Raw genomic sequence first — 557 nt, 5'->3', positions numbered from 1 at the left:
AATAAAATTGCTAAAATTAAAACAACGACTTGCTTTAGGAGTGGCTTTGTCATGCTAAAATACACCATATGCAATATAAAATTATTCACAATAGTTTAAGTTTGTCTGCAATTGGTCGATATGTAAAGGCAGTAGTTGAAATAAATGCGTTGTACATAAAGGGTTTAAGATGTTTCGGTTGATGTGTGTGGTGTGTTTTGCTTGCTTTTTAATAGGTTGTGGCAGTCAACCTGAGATAAGTAAAGGGGTAACCAGTCAGTTGACACAAAACGGTGTGATAATTGGGCATTTTTCAAAAGATGGTGAGTGGACAGTCACACTTGACGGTAACGCTGACATTCAGATACACGACAATACCGATCAATCCATTGTTTTTAAAGTGCCAAAAGACAAAGTTAAAACCCCAGTCAAAGCGCTACTTTTGTCCGATGATAAGAGTATGCTTGTCATTGCTGGTGAAAACTTGATATCAATTTGGTCTGTTCCCAAACAAAAGCTTGTCACGAATGTACCGTTTGCTGGGGTTAGTCCACTTGCCTCAATCTCGTCATTGGCGT

The 557-nt window shown here is 38.2% G+C and carries 1 pseudogene; it reads left to right on the top strand.

The features are described from left to right. Positions 1-169: 169 nt before the first annotated feature. A pseudogene (locus D9603_RS21420) lies at positions 170-557 on the top strand (hypothetical protein); the annotation flags it as partial.

The organism is Pseudoalteromonas sp. PS5 (assembly GCF_004103255.1).
GTDB lineage: Bacteria > Pseudomonadota > Gammaproteobacteria > Enterobacterales > Alteromonadaceae > Pseudoalteromonas > Pseudoalteromonas peptidolytica.
This window is presented reverse-complemented; position numbering and strand designations above follow the sequence as displayed.